This is a genomic window from Duganella sp. GW821-FHT07F09, from assembly GCF_059418705.1.
Map to the genome: position 1 here is coordinate 357,944 of NZ_JBWKQJ010000005.1, position 16,760 is coordinate 374,703.

The following is a 16,760-nucleotide window of genomic DNA, read 5'->3' on the forward strand; positions in this document are numbered from 1 at the left end:
CGCGCTGCTGTCATGGTGTTACGGGGGTTGGAAAGATCGGGCGAAGACTCAACCGGTGGACGGCTTGGGCGCCGGATCGACGGCGGTTTGGTTCGCGGTGATGGACGATACCCGCTCCAGCGGGAGGCGGCGCGAGCGCACCGCCGGCTTCTTGGGATAACCGACGCGCAACAACATATACAGCACCGCGCCGGCCGGCAGTTCGATCTGGCAGGCCTGCGCCAGCGCGCGCGCGGCCGGCCGCGACGCTTCCGGCACGCTGCCGTCCTCGAGCCGGAAGATTTGATCGGGCACCACGTAATACGGTTGCACCGCCAGGCCCTGCCGGTTGAGGCTGGTCCACGCACGCAACAGCAGGCGGCCGGCGTCGAGCGCGCCCCGGGCCCCGGCGGCGCCGGTCACCAGCAGCAGGCCCGGGCCTTTGCTGACCAGGTCGGCCTCGATGGCGGCGAACATCTTGTACAGGCCCACGCGGTTGAGCATGGCCATGTGCGGCCAGCTGCGGGTGTACGACAGCATGGCCTTGCCGCCCGGCGGCAGAAAGAAGGTGGCGACGTCGAGCCCGTCGCCGCGCGCGGCCTCGCGTTCGGTCATGCGCAGGCTGGCGTCGAGCGCCGTATGGGCCAGGCGGTTTTGAAAGCGCAGCTCGGACCCGGTTCTTACCAGGCGCGCCCAGCGCCGCACCTCGTGCGGCTCGACCAGCAGGCGGCAGCGGGCCTCGCCCTCGGCCAGCGCGGCCAGCGCGGCGACGGCGTCGTCCGGCAGGGGACGGTTCGCGTACGGCAGCCGGTTGGTGTGGCGCTGGAACAGCGGATGGTCGCGGCAGCCGGCGGTGGCCAGCGGCCCGGTGGCGTCGATGCGGCAGCGGAACACGCAGGCCGGGTCGTCGTCGCGCGGGAAGATGGTGGCCTCGTACAACTGGCAGGCGGTGCTCTCGGCCATTTGGTGCAGGTTCTCGATCACGCCGCCGAAGGCGAGCAGGGTGGCCGGACTGTCGATGCCGAAGGCGCCCTCGCTGTCGACGCGGCGCACGAACATCAGCCGCAGGCTGGCGCCGTCCCAGTCGAAGCGCCAGGACTGCATATTGTCGGCCGAGGCGGACCAGCGGGCGGCCTCCAGCAGACATTCGATGAGTTGATCGGGAACGCGCATCTGATCTATGTTACTCCACTATCGGTGGCGGATTGAAAAACAGCCCGTCCTGGCGGGCGGGCTGTCTGGTTCGCGCTAACGGTGTATCAAGCGCCTTGCCGGCGGCGATTGACCGCGTGGACGCCGAGCAGGCCGAGCGCCAGCAGCGCCAGCGAGCCCGGTTCCGGCACCCGGTTGAAGTCGGTGGTGCCGGAGGCGTCGTTGATGGCGATATTGCCGGCGCCATCGATGGCCGCGCCCTGGGTGGTGTTGTTAAAGCCGTTGAACGTCATGTCGTAGAACGGCACCGGGCCAACGAAGAACAGCTTGCCATCGTCGGTCAGCGTGAACGTGGTGTTCGCATTGAGCGCGGCGCCGAACAGGTTGTTAAACGACGAGGTGCCCGAAATCAACCCGCCAAAACCCAAGCGGATGTCGTCGGCCTCGCCGGAGATGGTCGCTTCCGAGCCCAGCGTGGCGGCGGTGAAGACATTGGCGTTGCCCGGATCGGCGAACATTTCGAAGTTCAGTTCGGTCAAGGTGTTGACGCTGTTAGGCGTGTTGATGGTGCCGGTGGTGACAACGTCCTTGAGCGTGAACTTCACGTAAATGCCGTAGAAGAAGTTCAGGCCGGTGACGTTGGCCGCCAGGTTGGCCGAATTGAGGCGGAACGAGCTGTAGCTCAGCCAGCCTTGACCCTCGTGGGTGTTGCCGATGGTGTGCAGCAGTTCGGACGAGGTGCCGCCGATCGCGTCCGCCGTGATCGGTCCCGCCGGCCCGCCAAGGCCGAGCGCCGCCGGATTGATGCTGAACTGCGGTACCGCGTGCGCCGACGCCATGCCCAGCGCCAGCACCACCCCCGATGCCGCCATCACCACGCGTTTGCCGAAATTGAATCGTTTCATATACTCCCCCTAATTGAAATGCCCCGTGAATGCTCGTAACCGTGGAAGCGGTCTTGTGTCATATAAGCATGATTCGGGCCAGCATTGATCCACCTCAATATCTTGTTTTAAATCAAAGTGTTAGCGGAAATCGTGAAGCGCGGTGGATCGGGACTGTAAAGAAATCCGACAGTATTGCGGCGCGGATCATGGCTGCTTGCCGGGCTCGGCGTCGATGCCGCGCAGCCGGTTGATGATCCCGGCCTCCTCGCGGGTGGAGAAGAACAGCGGGTAGAAGGAGCGTTCGCCGGCGGCGGCCTCGCCCCTGCCGCCGAAGGTCCGGATCTGTTCGCTCACATAGTCGAAGCCCACCCACAGCAAATGGGCCGGCGCGTTCACGCGCGGGTTGGTCTTCGGCTCGCCCAGCTGGCGGAAGCCCAGCATGTGCTGGTAGAAGCGCCGGTGGCGCGGGTTGACCTCGATGAACAGGTCGGTGCAGTGGTGCAGGTCGCGGGCGAAGCACACGGCCATATGGAACAGCGAGGCCATCATCGCCTTCGACTGCACGGCCGGGTCGAAGGCCAGCTTGGTCAGCTCGCACACCTTGGCGCCGCGCTGGCGGAAGGCCTCGATCTCGTCCCTGAAGATCTCGTCGGCCAGGATGCCGATAGCCGAGTCGATGCCGAGGGTCAAGGTGCCGACCACCTCGCCATGGTGGGTGGAGGTCAGGGTGATGCGGTTGGGGTCGTCGGCCAGGGTATGGGCGCCGGCGTAGCCGCGCCACGAATACATTTTGTTGATCAACACGCTGGCCTTGTTGCGGCCCTGGGGCGTATCGACCATGCGCAGCCCGAACACCTTTTGGTCGACGGTGAGCTCGACCAGGTTGTCGGGTTTGGTATCGGGAATGTCGACCATCTCGCGGCTGCGCGCGACGGCGCCGGCCACGGGGTCGGCCTGTTTTTCGGACACGGTCATCTTCTCCTCCTGGAATGCAGCCAAGGCCGCTGTAACGGACGGTTAATTATTATATTGATAATCATAGTCGAATCTGGCGGACCCGACAATGTGATTCGCTGGCGCCCGCCCCAAAGTACTCGGATCGCCCGCGGACCGCATTCCAGCGTTGTAAATTTCCATCCTTATAATGCAATTATTTTAACTTTATTGTCAAATCGATGTATAGTTTACGTGTTTGGTGATTGGCATCAAAATGTCTGGAGGAAGCCGCTATGCGTGCGTTCGGCAACAAAATCACGCCATCGGGCGGCCTGGCCTGCCTGCTGGCCCTGGCCACGTTGGGCGGCTGCGGCAAGCAGCAAACGGCGCCCGAACTGATCGCCGAGGCGCGCCAGATGCACCTCAAGCGCGACAACAAGGGTGCCATCATCCAGTTGAAAAACGCCTTGCAGGTCGACGCCGGCAATGCCCAGGCGCGCCTGATGCTCGCCAGCGTCTACAACGACGCCGGCGATCCGCTGTCGGCGGAAAAAGAGGCGCGCAAGGCGGTCAGCCTTGGCGTCGACAGCCAGACCGCGCTGCCGGTGCTGGCCCGCTCGCTGATCCAGCAGAGCAAGTTCGAGGCGGTGCTGAAGGAAACCGAGGCGGCCGACAAGCCCGGGCCGGAGCTGCTGACGCGGCGCGGCCACGCCTATCTGGGCATGGGGCGCCTGCCCGAGGCCAACGCGGAATTCGCGGCGGCGCTGCGGCTGCGGCCGAAGGACGCCGCCGCCACCGTCGGCCTGGCCCAGGCCGCCGCATTGGGACGCGACCTGCCCGAGGCGAACCGGCTGGCTGCGCAAGCGTCCAGCGACCACCCGGCCGACCTCGACGCCCTGATGTTCAAGGGCAACCTCGAACGCTCGCAGGGGCGCTATGACTCGGCCACCATGGCCTACGACGCCGCGCTCCAGGTCGATCCTTCCCACGGCGACGCCCACTTGCAGAAAACCTATCTGTACATCGAGCAGAAGAAGTACGACGCCGCCAAGGCCGAACTCGATCTGTACCGCAAGGCCGCCAACGGCAGCCTGCTGTTGCCGTACACGCAGGCGCTGCTCGAATATAGCCAGGGCAACACCGCCGCCGCGCTCGAACCGCTGCAGCATGTGCTCAAGGTGGCGCCCGGCCACCTGCCGTCGTTGATGCTGGCCGGCGCCGTGCAGTTCAAGCTGGGCGCGATGGCGCAGGCCGAGCAGCACCTGGGCAAATACCTGGACGGCGACCCGTCCAACCTGAGCGCGCGCAAGTTGCTGGCGTCGACGCTGTTGAAGGTCGAGCGTCCGCGCGACGCGCTGGTGGTGCTGGCGCCGGCGCTGGCCGCCAAGGAGCCGGACGCCTACGTGCTGGCCTTGGCTGGCGAGGCGAGCCTGCAGAACCGCGAACCCGCCAAGGCCACCGCCTATTACGAACGTGCCAGCAAGCTCGAGCCGACCATGGCGCCGCTGCGCACCGCGCTGGGCCTGAGTCTGCTGGGTGGCGGCGACGAGGCGCGCGCGCTGGTCGAACTGGAGCGCGCCACGGCGATCGACGCCGGCTCGCTGCCGGCCGGCCTGGCGGTGGTGCGCACGGCGCTGGGATTGCGCCAGTACGAGCGCGCGCTGTCCGCCGCGCGCGCCCTGGCCAAGACCCATCCGGACGACCCCGAAGTGACGCTGTCGATCGGCAACGCGCTGCTGGGCAAGGGCGACGCGGTGGCCGCCCGCGCCACGTTCGAGCGCGCGGCCGCCCAGCGCGTCCGCTACTACGATCCGGTGGCCAGCCTGGCGCTGCTCGACATCGCCGAGCGCAAGCCGGAGGCGGCGCAGGCCAGGCTGCTGGCCTACCTGCAGCAGGACAAAAACAATATGAACGCCATGACGGCGTTGTCGCAACTGGCGATCGCGCAGGGCAAGCCGGCCGAGGCCACCAAGTGGCTGGAGCAATCGATGACGGCCAATCCGGACGCCGTGTGGCCGGCGTTGCGGGTGATCGATAATTACCTGGTCAACGGCCAGCAGGAGCGCGGCCTGACCCTGGCGCGCAAACTGCACGCGGCCAACCCGGGCAATCCGGGGGCGCTGGAGATGCTGGGCAAGGCTCAACTGGTGCTCGACAAGCCGGTCGACGCGCTCGAGAGCTTCAGCCAGCTGACCAAGCTGCAGCCGGACCAGGCGCTGCCACTGTACTGGCTGGCCAGGGCCCAGGCCGGCGTCAAGAACGAGGCCGAGGCGATGCGGTCACTGAAGAAGGCGCTGGCGCTAACGCCCGAGTTCATGGATGCGCAACTGGCGCTGGCCGGCTTGTCCGAGCGCGCCGGCAACATCGACCAGGCGCTGGTGCTGGCGCGCCAGATCCAGCGCCAGGAGCCGAAGTCGTCGGTGGGCCTGTTGCTGGAGGGCGATCTGCTGGTCAAGCAAAACAAGCCGGCGCCGGCCATGGCCGCGTATGAAAAAGCGTTGCTGCTCGAGCCCGAGGCCGCCGTCAAGATCAAGCTGGCCAACCTGATGGGCGCCGGCGGCAAGGGCAAGCAGGCCGAACAGCGCATGCTGGGCTGGATCAAGGCCGCGCCCGACAGCGCCGACGGCGTGCTGTTGCGCATGTACCTGGGCCAGACCTATCTGGCCGCCGGACAGTACCGGCCGGCCGCGGACCAGCTCGAGTCGGTGGTGTTGTCCCGTCCCAACAGCGCCGACGCCTGGAACAACCTGGCCTACGCCTACCAGCAGTTGCGCAACCCGGGCGCCTTGCCGGCGGCCGAGAAGGCGTTCGCACTGGCGCCGTCCAACCCGGCCGTGATGGACACGCTGGGCTGGCTGCTGGTCGAGCACGGCGACAGCGCACGCGGGCTCGAACTGTTGCGCGGCGCGGCCGCCAAGGACAAGGCGGCCGACATCCACTACCACCTGGCGCAGGGCCTGGCGCGTTCCGGCGACAAGGCCGGCGCCAAAAAGGTGCTCGAGCAGTTGCTTGCCGGCGACGTCAACTTCCCGCAGATCGAGGGCGCGCGCAGCTTGCTCAAGCAGCTTTGAGCATCGGCCAACGCAAGCCGTACGGTCCGACCGGCGGCGTATCGGCCAGGCTGCCCAGGCTGGCCAGCATCGACATGATGCCCGGTTCGGCGCTGCTGCAGAAGAAGTAGGGATACAGCGAGCGGCGCGCCTCCTGGTCGGTGGCGGCGACGGTGCCGCCCATCTTGCGGATCTGCGCCCCCATGTATTCCAGGCTGATGCGCAACAGGTGGGCCGGCGCGTTGACGCGCTCGTTGTTGCGCACGCCGGCGGCCGGCTCGAATCCCAGCATCTGTTCATAAAACCGCTTGTGGCGCGGATTGACTTCGATAAACACGTCGGTGCACTGGTGCACCTTGCGCGCGTACAAGTAGACGATGTGGAACAGCGACGCCAGCGCCAGCTTCGGATGGGCCAGCGGATCGATCGCCAGTTTGGTCACTTCGCAGACCTTGGCGCCGGCCCGGCGGTAGACGTCGATCACTTCCTTGAACGTGGCGTCGGCCAGCATGCCGTCGGCCGAATCGGTGCGCAACGTCACCGTGCCGAGCATCTGCTCGGGTTCTGCGGCCGCCAGGGTCACGTGGTGGGGGTGCGCCTCCAGCGCGTGCTGGTCGCCATAGCCGCGCCAGCTGTACATCTTGTTGACCAGCATTTCCGCGGACTGGCGTCCGGCGTCGGTGTTGGCCAGGTGGATGCCGAACGGCGTGAGCGGTGCCGAGGGTTTCCAGTCGGGGGAGAGTTTGGCCAAAACGTCGGGCACGATGGCGGGGCCATAGTACTCGGGGCTGGCGCTATGTGGTCGGGACGATCCCGCGGTCATGTTCATCGATACTTCCCATATTCCGCGCCGAACGTGAAATAACGATTCGGCTGATTTAACATATTGCAACGCGCAACATGATAGCCGTGTTCGGTTTAATCAGCTTGCAAGTTGATAGCTATCGTGCGTGCAATTTCCATTGGGAATTTTTAACGCATCGCCCGCAAATAACCGCGGACGACGTGCCTGAGATTGATGCCGCACAGCAAACAGGCTACTGTACGGTGCGCTGACCAGGCGCCAACCTGTGGCGTAGACGGGGAACCCGTCCAGCACGCAGGTATGTAGATATTGACGAACCGCTTCTGCGGTTTCGGTATGCAAAAATTTGTTGCCCACTGACTATAGCCAAACTTCGTTACCGCTTATGCTGCGGTGCGGCGAATATTCCATGCCGCGCGCGCTTTGACCGTGCATAAAGCGTTGTCCGAATTCCAGCGGTATTGCGTAAGTGCATTTGAAGTATATACGAAATCGCTTTCATGGAACAAGCGGAGGAGAATTTCTGCGGGTCAAGCAACGCGCCAGAGGCAGCGCGCCAGGTGTTTTGGATTGAAGCCGGCCAGCATGCGGGGTGTGCCGTAGAGCGTTCCGACCAGCCGCAGCCCGTCCGCGTACGGGCGCCAGCCGTCGCGCGCGCAGGTGTACAGGTAGTCGCGGATGGCGATCCGGGTTTCGTGGCGGAACGCGCTGCGCTGCGGCGGATCGAAGGCGTTGCCGTGGTCGCCGATGCGGTGCAGCGCGCGCAGCGCGTACTCCATGTTGCGGCGGCTGTTCTTGTGGCTGGAGGCGTTGTCGTCGTGCCAGCGGTAGCGCGTGATCGGCGTCGGCGTGTAGACGAAGTCGCCACTGAGCAGCAGACGGATCAGGAATTCGCGGTCCTCGCTGACCCGCAATCCCTCGTCGAACAAGCCGACGGCCAGCGCCGCCGCGCGCGCGAAGCACAGGCTGGACGGTTTGATGAAGTTGCCATGGATTAGGCGGGACAGGGCGGCGCCGTCGATCCGCAGGCAGTCGCTGCCGTCGATCGGCCGGCCGTGGCGGCGCGAGGGGTTGTCCCAGAAATCGTCGTACAGGCGCGGCTGGACTTGGCCGTCGACCAGCAGCCGGCCGGCGCCATACGCGGCCACCGCGTCCGGCGCCGCCGCCAACGCCGCGCGCAAAGTGGCCAGGTGCTCCGGCTCCCAGACGTCGTCGGCGTCGAGCAGCGCGATCCAGTCGCCGCCGCCGGCGCGGATGCCGGCGTTACGCGCCACCGGAATGCCGCCATTGGCCTGCTCGACCAGCCGCGTGTCGCAGGCAGGATGGGCGGCGATCCAGGCCCGCACCACGCGCACGGTGTCGTCGCGCGAGCCGTCGTCGACCACCACCACCTGGTCCGGCGGCGCGCTTTGTCCCGCCACGCTGTCGAGCGCCTCGGTCACATAGCCGGCGGCGTTGTACGCGGGAATGACCACGCACACTTTCATGCCGGCCTCAGGCGGCGGGCTTGCGCAGCAGCGCGACATAGATCTGGTTGCGCAGCGGCGCGGGCCGGCGCATCAGCAGCGCGATCGCCTTCGACAGGTACAGCAGGCGCGGCGATCCGCGCACGCGGCCCCACGGGTCGCCGACCGAACCTTCCCAGGCCAGCGTGAAGCCGGCCTCGGTGAAGCATTTGTTCAACTGCCACTGGCTCAGCGGCGTGATGTGGCCGTCGCGCGCGTAGTCGTCCTCGGCGAACCACTGGAACGACAGGTCGCGCATGAACATGGCGATCGAGGCGGCGGTGTCGACGTTGGGCGTGGACAGCAGCAAGGTGCCGCCCGGCTTGAGCACCTGGAAGCACTGGCGTGCGAAGTGGCGCGGGTTCTCCAGGTGTTCGATGATCTCCAGCGCGCAGATGTGGTCCTCGCTGGCGGCGCGGCCGTCGGAAAAATTCTGGTTCAGGTCGCAGGTGAAGAAAGGGATCGCGCCGTGCAAGCGGAAGTTCTCGCGCACGTAGTCGGTGGCGGTGACCTTGTAGCCGGCGTCGGCCAGGCGGCGGCTCATGGCGCCGCTGCCGGCGGCCAGCTCGAGCACGCTGGCGCCGGGCGGGTTGTGGCGGCTGAACTGCTCGAACGCGTATTCGTGCAGGCCGGGCAGCGCGTGGATCGGCAGGCCCTGGTAGGCCACGTGGCTCTTTTCGCTGGCGGCGGTGGCGCGGTAATGGTCGACCAGCACGGTCGCCTTCAGTTCGGTGTCGGCGTTCATGGCGTCCTCGGTGCGCGCGGCAGGCGCAGAAAATGGAGCGCAAAATGGCGTGTGTAGCTCAGGTATTGCAGGCCGCCGGGCTGGCGCAGGCTGCGCCAGTGCCAGCCCAGCGCCTCGCGCCAGCGTCCGCGTCCGAGCGCGCGCACCGAATGGTCGTGCTGCGCGCCCGACAAGTGGCGCCGGATGCGCCGTTCGATCGCGGGCGGCGGCCCGGCCGCCAGCATTTGCTGGTACAGCGACAGGTAGAACTCGAAGTAGGCGTCCGACTGCGACAGCGAACCGCCGGTCACATGGACGCGGAAGGTCGGCTGCTCGATGGTGGCGACCTGCTTGCCATCCAGGCTGAGCTTGAACGCCAGCCAGGTCCACTCGGCGTACGGCTGGTAGTCGGCGAAGTAGGCGGGGCCGACGCTGTCGGTGCGGTACAGGGCGTTGCCGTTGGTAAGCCAGTTGGCCTCGAACAGCATGGCCAGCGGTTCGTGCCGCACCTGCGCCAGGTGGTGGTACAGCAGCGCGTCGACGCCTTCGAAGCGGCGGTAGGCGTTGGTCACGACCAGGTCCGCCCGCGGTTGCGCGCGCAGCGCGGCCAGCTTCATGTCGGTGGCGCCGGGCAGGTACTCGTCGTCGTCGTCGACCATCGAGAAGTAGGGCGTGTCGACCATGCGCCGGCCTTCCCACACGGCGTTGGGGGCCGATGGCAGCTCGACGTAGGCGTAGCGCACGTCGGGCTGGGCGCGCAACCAGTCGCATACCCCCTCGTCATAGCGCTGGCCGTTGACGACGACGATGATTTGCACCGGCTGCGTCGACGAGGCGCGGATCGACGCCAGGCAGCGTTCGATTTCCATGCGGCGCGATAGCTGGGCCGTGGTTGGCACAATCACGGTCACCTGCGGCTGCGCCCGCGAAGTTAGCGGCGGTCGCACCGCTTCAAGGAGGGCGTCGTTCTTCATGCCGGCAGCACTTTCAGGCGGCGCAGGCAGAAGCGTTCGGCGCCTTGCGGGCGGGCGCTGACGAACCACAGCGCGAACACGGTGGCCACATAGACCAGCGCGCCGGCACCGGAATCGATGAACAGCCGCAGCCAGGGGTTGAGGCCGGCCAGGCGGGCGTCGAGCTGCGCCACCGCCATCGCCATGACCGTGACCCCGGCGACGGGCCGCCAGACGGTGCGCGCCACTTCGCCCCAGCCGAACTTGAGCAGCCGTTTGGTCGCGCTCATCTCCAGCACCACGTCCAGCAGCTGCGCGGTCAGGTAGGCGTAGCCGGCGCCGACGATGCCGTAGCGCCGCATGAAGAAGTACAGCGCCGGGAACAGGATCAGCAGGTAGCAGGTCTGCACGATGGCGACCTCGTGCGGGCGACCCAGCGCCAGCCACACCGAGGCGTTGTTGGTCTGGGTGGCGGTGATCGCGCCGCTGACGGCGAGGATGGCGATCAGCGGCACCGCCTGGTGCCATTTGTCGCCCAGCATGGCTTGCACCAGCGGCTCGGCCACGCAGGCGATGCCGATGCCCACCGGCAGTATCAGCAGGGTGATCATGCCCAGCAGGCGGAAATACGAGGCCGAGATCTGCGCCGTGTCGGCCATCTTGGAAAAGCCGGGAAAGGTGACGCGGTTGATCGGCGCCACCAGCTCGGTCGACGGCAGGTTGGAGATCTCGTACGACACCGTGTACACGCCCAGCCCGGCCGCGCCGAAGTAGCGGCCGATGATGAAGGTGCAGCCGTCGTGGCGCAGGAAGCCGAGCGCGTTGTTGAGCAGCATCCATTTGGAGAAGTGGAACAGCTCGCGCATGGCGCCCAGCCCGAAGCGGGGGCGGTAATCGTTCATCGCGTAGCTCATCGCCACGGTGATCGCGCGCCCCAGGCACATGCCCAGCAGCAGCGCCCAGTAGGAGTGCAGGATCAGCGCGGCGCCGATGGTGACGACGAAGGTGCCGACCCGGCGCACCATGATGAAGTTGAACTCCTGGCGGAAGTCCAGCTCCTTGCGGAAGTTGACCACGCCGACGTTGCCGAAGGCGTTGATCAGGTACATCAGCGACAGCACCCACATCACGCCGACCAGGCGCGGCTCGTCGTAGAACAGGGCCGCCGGGTGCGCCAGCGCCACCAGCGCGGCGGCACAGAACAGGCCGAAGATGACGTTCAGGGTCCAGACGGTGTCGTAGTGGCGGCGCTCGGCGTTCTTTTTCTGGATCAGCGCCAGGTCGAAGCTGAAGGCGCCGAGCACGTCGAGCAGGCCGCCGATGGCGGTGGCCATCGCCACCAGGCCGAAGTCGTCCGGCGCCAGCAGGCGCGCCAGCAACAGCGTGCTCACCATGCCGATGCCGCGGTCGACCAGGCGTGCGGTGATCATCCAGACGATGCCGGTGGCCATGCGTTCGTTAATGTGCGTCATGCGGCGCGGAACCCCGGTTGGAAATGGCTGTGGCAACGTGCCTGTCTTTACAAACCGTTGTCATTTTTGCTTATTAATAAGCTATTATCATGATTCTCTCGTAAGCATTTGAGGGAGTCAAGCTTGATGTTGATTTGATTACATTCATTGTTCATCCAGGAGCAGCGATGTCGCAACCCGCCGTATCGGTCGTTATCCCGGTCTTCAACGCCGGTGTCTTCCTGCGCGAGGCGGTGCTGTCCGTGCTGGGGCAGCGGGCACTGGACGGCCACGCGCTGCCGGTGTTCGAAGTGGTGATCGTCGACGACCGCAGCACCGATCCGGCCACCCGCGAAGTGCTCGACGAGGTCGGCGCCTGGCCCATGGTGTCCGTGTTGCGTAATCACCACTCAAAGGGCGCGGCGGGCGCGCGCAACACCGGCATCGAGGCCGCGCGCGGCGAATGGATCGCCTTCCTCGACGCCGACGACGTCTGGTTTCCGCACGCGCTGGCGCAGCGCTGGCAGGTGCAGCGCCAGCACCCGGAGGCGCACTGGATCGCCGGCAAGATCAGCTTGCTGCGCCCGGGCGCCGACGGCTTCGCGCCGCTGGCCGAATTGAGCGCCGCCTGTCCGGCGTCGCCGCCGCCGGCGGAGGTGGAAAGGCTGCGCCGCCCGGTGGCCGAGCTGGCGCGCGATTGCATCGTCATCCCGACCACCACCCTGATCCGTCAGCGCCTGCTGGTGGCCAAGGGCTTGTTCGACGAGCGCCTGCGGCGCGCCGAGGATTACCACCTGTGGTTCCGCTGCGCCCTCGACAACGATTTGTGGATGGTGACGGAGGAGGTGGCCTACTACCGCATCCACCCGGCCAGCCTGACCCACGGCGACGCGCCGCGCTTCCTGCTGGAGGACAACATGCTGCTGATGCTGATGGATATGCCGGCCTGGCGCTCCTACCGCGCGTTGCTGATCGGCCGCCTGGACATGGTGATGCAGGACCATTGCTACTTCTATCGCGGCCGCCGGCGCTACACCGCCGCGTTGCGCTGCGCGGCCCGCTGGATACGGCTGCGGCCGTTCCATCCGGCGGCCTGGAAGGAGTTGCTGGCGAGCGGTTTGCGCGCCGGGTGACTACAAGATGTGCCACGACTATCCCTACGCGCCTGTAAGACGATTCCTACATGCAATTTTGCTGTGAAGTGTGTCGCAAACCGGCCACGCAGCCGTTGTATTCGCGCCATGTGGTCGAAATGGTACGGTCGAGCCCGCCATAGTAGGCCGACTCGTGTAACGGAAAATAATCCTGAAAAAGCTTTTTTTATCTCTTGCATTTTTTTGTCGGTTCGATAACTATTGGCCCTATCAAGTAGCAATGTAAAAATTATATCTTTCCTGACATTTAATAATCATTTATCAAGACGTCGGGTAGGCAAAACAGTAGTGCGTCACTTCTGGGGTTCTGCGATGGAAAACACGAACGTGGTAGCCGTCATTGGTTTGGGCTATGTCGGCCTGCCGTTGGCGGTGGAATTTGGCAAGCGTCGCAACACGGTCGGTTTCGACCTGTCGGCGAAGAAAATCCAACACTACCGCGACGGCATCGACCCGACCGGCGAGGTGAGCGAGGCCCAGTTGCGCGCCGCGCAGGGCCTGCGTTTCACCGACGATCCGGCCCAGCTGGCCGAGGCCGATTACTTCGTTGTGGCGGTGCCGACCCCGGTCGACAACGCCCACAACCCCGACTTCACGGCGCTGGCCGGCGCCAGCGAAACGGTGGGACGCCACATGAAAAAGGGCGCCATCGTGGTGTTCGAGTCCACCGTCTATCCGGGCGCCACCGAGGAGGTCTGCATCCCGCTGCTGGAGCAGCACTCCGGCATGAAATGGCGCGAGGATTTCCACGTCGGCTTCTCGCCCGAGCGCATCAACCCGGGCGACAAGGAACACACACTGACCACCATCCTCAAGGTCGTCTCCGGCGACGACGCCGACACGCTGGAGAAGGTCGCGGCGTTGTATGAATCGATCGTCACCGCCGGCGTCTACCGCGCCTCGAGCATCAAGGTGGCCGAGGCGGCCAAGGTCATCGAGAACACCCAGCGCGACCTCAACATCGCGCTGATGAACGAGCTGGCCATCCTGTTCGACCGCATCGGCATCGACACGCTCGAAGTGCTGGAAGCGGCAGGCACCAAGTGGAACTTCCTGCCGTTCCGTCCGGGCCTGGTCGGCGGACACTGCATCGGCGTCGATCCCTACTACCTGACCCACAAGGCCGCGACGCTGGGCTACCATCCGGAAGTGATCCTGGCCGGGCGCCGCATCAACGATGGCATGGCCAAGTTCGTGGCCGAGAAAACCGTCAAGAGCATGATCGCGGCCGGTTGCTACGTCAAAGGCGCGCGCGTCAACGTGCTGGGCCTGACGTTCAAGGAAAACTGTCCCGACCTGCGCAACTCCAAGGTGGCCGACATCGTCGCCGAGCTCAAATCCTACGGCGTCGAGGTGCACGTGCACGATCCGGTGGCCGCCAGCGCCGAGGCCTATCATGAGTACGGCATCGAGCTCGAAGGCTGGGACTACCTGCCGCGCGCCGACGCCATCGTCGCCGCCGTGCCGCACCGCGAACTGCTGGCCTTGCCGATGGGTGAATTGCAGGCGAAATTGACCCCGCGCGGCTGCTTCATCGACATCAAATCGGCGTTCGACACCGCCAAACTCGCCCAAGCGGGACACTGCGTCTGGCGGCTTTGATCATGGACGACCACACCCGAGGTGCGACGGCGTACGCCGCGCTGCTGCATGAGCTGTCCGCGAATCCCAAGCGCTGGCTGGTGACCGGCGCCGCCGGCTTCATCGGCTCCAACCTGGTCGAGGCGCTGCTGCGGCTGGGCCAGCGCGTCACCGGCATGGACAACTTCGCCACCGGCCACCAGCACAACCTCGACCAGGTGCGCGCGCTCGTCGGCGAGGCGGCCTGGGCCAACTTCGACTTCGCGCCCGGCGACATCCGCGTGCCGGGCGATTGCGCCCGCGCCTGCGAGGGCGTCGCGGGGAGCGTCGATTACGTGCTGCACCAGGCGGCGCTCGGCTCCGTGGCGCGCTCCATCGAGGACCCGGCCGCCACCAACGCCACCAACGTCGGCGGCTTCCTGAACATGCTCACCGCCGCGCGCGACGCCAGGGTTAAACGTTTTGTCTACGCCGCCTCCAGCTCCACCTACGGCGACCATCCGGCGCTGCCCAAGATCGAGGAGCAGATCGGCCGGCCGCTGTCGCCGTACGCGGTGACCAAATATGTCAACGAGTTGTACGCGGAAGTGTTCGCGCGCTGCTACGGCATGGACACCATCGGCCTGCGTTACTTCAACGTCTTCGGCCCGCGCCAGGACCCGAACGGCGCCTACGCCGCCGTGATTCCGCAGTGGGTGGCGGCGCTGATCGCCGACGCCCCGGTGCGCATCAACGGCGACGGCGAGACCAGCCGCGACTTCTGCTACATCGACAACGTGATCCAGGCCAACCTGCTTGCGGCGTGCAGCACCGATCCTGCCGCGGCCAACCAGGTCTACAACGTCGCGCTGAACGAGCGCACCTCGCTCAAGCAGCTGCACGCGATGATGTGCGCGTTGCTGGAGCCGCGCTTTCCGCGGCTCGGCGGCCACACGCCGCAGTACACGGATTTCCGGCCCGGCGATGTGCGGCACTCGCAGGCCGACATCGACAAGGCCCGTAAGCGACTCGGCTACGAGCCCACCCACCGCATCCAGGAAGGCCTGGCGGTGGCGATGGACTGGTATGTCGACAGTCTAGGTACGCGGTAGGGGGAGACCAGAAGGGCGCGACGCCGGCGGTAACGGCGCTGATAGCCCTCAACGTTGCAGTCCATGTTGGGTGGGGATACGGTATGCTGAAAATTTCAAATCACTACGTGTCGAAGGTGGCGGCCAGTCTGCTGTTGATCGAGATAATGATGTTGGTGGCGGCCTTCCACGCGGGCGCCGCCATCATGCTGCTGCCGGCTGGTACCGGGGCGCCGCCGTTGCACAATCTAATGGCCTCGGCGCTGACGTTCGCGCTGGCGATCGTCTTCAGCATGAGCACCTTCGGCATGTACCATCAGGACCTGGCGCAGGGCTTCCGCCCGCGCCTGTTCCTGCAGCTGCTGCCGGCGTTCGCGATGGCCGTCGGCATCCTGGCGGTGGTGTTCTACGTGGCGCCCAGCCTCTACGTCGGGCGCGGGGTGCTGTTGCTGGTGCTGGCCATCGCGCTGGCCGGCGTGGTGCTGGTGCGGGCCATGTTCGTCAGCGGTTCGCAGTCCAAGATGCTGACGTCGCGGCTGATCTTCCTGGGCCACGGTGCCGTCGCCAAGGAGTGCGGCGAACTGGCCGCCAACAACGGCAGCTACCAGAAATACCAGGTGGCCGGCTATGTCGCCACGCCGAACGAGGCGTGCTGCGTGAACACCGGCGCCTTGCTCGACATGGACCTGGGCGACTCGCTGGTCGACCTCGCGCGGCGCTACAAGGCGCGCGAGATCGTCGTCACGGTGCAGGAGCGGCGCGGCGGCGCCTTGCCGATCAAGGACCTGCTCGAGTGCAAGTTGCACGGCATCAAGGTGATCGACGCCACCACCTTCTTCGAGCGCGAGAGCGGCCAGATCCGGGTCGACTCGCTGCAACCGAGCTGGCTGGTGTTCGGCGGCGGCTTCGACCAGAGCCCGGTGCGCATCGTCATGAAGCGGGTGTTCGACCTGGTGGTCAGCGCCGTGATCCTGGCGCTGGCGCTGCCGGTGATGCTGCTGACGGCGGCCGCCATCCGCTTCGAGGACGGCGGGCCGGTGTTCTACCAGCAGGAGCGGGTGGGCAAGGACGGGCGCCGCTTCTTCATCCTTAAATTCCGCAGCATGGGCATCGACGCCGAGCAGGCCGGCGCGCCGCAGTGGGCGATGGTGCGCGATCCGCGTGTGACCCGCATCGGCAACATCATCCGCAAGTGCCGCATCGACGAGCTGCCGCAGCTGCTCAACGTCTTCAAGGGCGAGATGAGCTTTGTCGGACCGCGTCCCGAGCGGCCGTATTTCGTCGACCAGCTCAACGCGCAACTGCGCTTCTACCAGCTGCGCCACAGCATCAAGCCCGGCATCACCGGCTGGGCCCAGGTGCGCTACGGCTACGGCGCCTCGGTCTCCGACGCCATCCAGAAGCTGCAGTACGATTTGTACTATGTGAAGAACAACAGCCTGTTCCTGGACGTGCTGGTGCTGATCGACACCCTCAAAGTGGTGCTGTTCGGCGGCGGCCGCTAGGTGCCTGG

13 protein-coding genes are annotated in these 16,760 nt (G+C 66.0%); 5 read left to right on the forward strand and 8 right to left on the reverse strand.

Annotation, left to right across the window (positions count from 1 at the left end; translation table 11 throughout):
- Positions 1–48: 48 nt before the first annotated feature.
- The 3 genes from AC07P1_RS15955 to AC07P1_RS15965 all read right to left on the reverse strand — a co-directional run bounded on the left by AC07P1_RS15955 (position 49) and on the right by AC07P1_RS15965 (position 2,993).
- Positions 49–1,152, reverse strand: coding sequence for a hypothetical protein (locus AC07P1_RS15955; protein WP_494696736.1), 1,104 nt, complete (start codon positions 1,150–1,152; stop codon positions 49–51).
- An 86-nt stretch (positions 1,153–1,238) separates the two neighbouring features.
- Complete coding sequence (pepA, locus tag AC07P1_RS15960; protein WP_494696737.1) at positions 1,239–2,036, reverse strand: flocculation-associated PEP-CTERM protein PepA; 798 nt, start codon at positions 2,034–2,036, stop codon at positions 1,239–1,241.
- Positions 2,037–2,222: 186 nt separating this feature from the next.
- Positions 2,223–2,993, reverse strand: a complete 771-nt coding sequence (locus tag AC07P1_RS15965) for a GNAT family N-acetyltransferase (protein WP_494696738.1) — start codon at positions 2,991–2,993, stop codon at positions 2,223–2,225.
- A 254-nt stretch (positions 2,994–3,247) separates the two neighbouring features.
- Here AC07P1_RS15965 and prsT point away from each other — a divergent pair, with 254 nt between their 5' ends.
- Complete coding sequence (prsT, locus tag AC07P1_RS15970; protein WP_494696739.1) at positions 3,248–6,025, forward strand: XrtA/PEP-CTERM system TPR-repeat protein PrsT; 2,778 nt, start codon at positions 3,248–3,250, stop codon at positions 6,023–6,025.
- Here the strand turns inward: prsT and AC07P1_RS15975 are convergent.
- The 5 genes from AC07P1_RS15975 to AC07P1_RS15995 form a co-directional block, all read right to left on the reverse strand.
- Complete coding sequence (locus tag AC07P1_RS15975) at positions 6,012–6,833, reverse strand: N-acyl amino acid synthase FeeM domain-containing protein (RefSeq protein WP_494696740.1); 822 nt, start codon at positions 6,831–6,833, stop codon at positions 6,012–6,014. The two genes, prsT and AC07P1_RS15975, sit on opposite strands and share 14 nt — an antisense overlap.
- 506 nt (positions 6,834–7,339) lie before the next feature.
- Entirely contained in the window at positions 7,340–8,296 is a 957-nt protein-coding gene (locus tag AC07P1_RS15980; protein WP_494696741.1) for a glycosyltransferase family 2 protein, read from the reverse strand.
- A gap of 7 nt (positions 8,297–8,303) precedes the next feature.
- A complete protein-coding gene (locus tag AC07P1_RS15985) occupies positions 8,304–9,059 on the reverse strand; it encodes a class I SAM-dependent methyltransferase (protein ID WP_494696742.1) in 756 nt (251 codons plus the stop codon).
- Positions 9,056–10,012, reverse strand: a complete 957-nt coding sequence (locus AC07P1_RS15990; RefSeq protein WP_494696743.1) for a glycosyltransferase family A protein — start codon at positions 10,010–10,012, stop codon at positions 9,056–9,058. The genes AC07P1_RS15985 and AC07P1_RS15990 overlap by 4 nt, the downstream gene beginning before the upstream one ends.
- Entirely contained in the window at positions 10,009–11,463 is a 1,455-nt protein-coding gene (locus tag AC07P1_RS15995) for a lipopolysaccharide biosynthesis protein (RefSeq protein ID WP_494696744.1), read from the reverse strand. Before AC07P1_RS15995 ends, AC07P1_RS15990 begins: the two co-directional genes overlap by 4 nt.
- 167 nt (positions 11,464–11,630) lie before the next feature.
- Here AC07P1_RS15995 and AC07P1_RS16000 point away from each other — a divergent pair, with 167 nt between their 5' ends.
- The 4 genes from AC07P1_RS16000 to AC07P1_RS16015 all read left to right on the forward strand — a co-directional run bounded on the left by AC07P1_RS16000 (position 11,631) and on the right by AC07P1_RS16015 (position 16,752).
- The gene (locus tag AC07P1_RS16000; protein ID WP_494696745.1) at positions 11,631–12,575 is read left to right on the forward strand and encodes a glycosyltransferase family 2 protein; all 945 of its coding nucleotides are present in this window, start codon (positions 11,631–11,633) and stop codon (positions 12,573–12,575) included.
- A 333-nt stretch (positions 12,576–12,908) separates the two neighbouring features.
- Positions 12,909–14,198 carry a nucleotide sugar dehydrogenase gene (locus AC07P1_RS16005; RefSeq protein WP_494696746.1) on the forward strand — a complete coding sequence of 430 codons (1,290 nt, stop codon included), beginning with the start codon at positions 12,909–12,911 and terminating at the stop codon, positions 14,196–14,198.
- Positions 14,199–14,200: 2 nt separating this feature from the next.
- Positions 14,201–15,268: an NAD-dependent epimerase/dehydratase family protein gene (locus tag AC07P1_RS16010; RefSeq protein WP_494696747.1), complete on the forward strand. Its 1,068-nt coding sequence runs from the start codon at positions 14,201–14,203 to the stop codon at positions 15,266–15,268.
- Positions 15,269–15,351: 83 nt separating this feature from the next.
- Positions 15,352–16,752 carry a TIGR03013 family XrtA/PEP-CTERM system glycosyltransferase gene (locus tag AC07P1_RS16015; RefSeq protein ID WP_494696748.1) on the forward strand — a complete coding sequence of 467 codons (1,401 nt, stop codon included), beginning with the start codon at positions 15,352–15,354 and terminating at the stop codon, positions 16,750–16,752.
- The last annotated feature ends 8 nt before the right edge of the window (positions 16,753–16,760 follow it).